The following is a 220-nucleotide window of genomic DNA, read 5'->3' on the forward strand; positions in this document are numbered from 1 at the left end:
ATCCATGCCTGCACCGCCAAAGAACTGGTCGGCACCGCCCCCACCCAGCAACGTGTCATTGCCGTTGCCGCCAGTGATGATGTTGTCGCTGGCATTGCCCTTACCGGTAAACGTCTCGGTACCCACGTAAGTCAGGCGTTCGACGTTGGCCGCCAGAGTGTGTTCCTTGTAGCTGACCCGCACTTCATCGTTGCCGCCACCAGCCTGTTCGATGACTGTG

At 59.5% G+C, this 220-nt stretch carries 1 pseudogene; it reads right to left on the minus strand.

Features of this window, described 5'->3' with window-relative positions:
- Window positions 1-220: pseudogene (locus tag ACM6IV_RS19605) on the minus strand (hypothetical protein); the annotation flags it as partial.

The sequence above is a fragment of the Pseudomonas sp. IT-347P genome, assembly GCF_949768005.1.
GTDB lineage: Bacteria > Pseudomonadota > Gammaproteobacteria > Pseudomonadales > Pseudomonadaceae > Aquipseudomonas.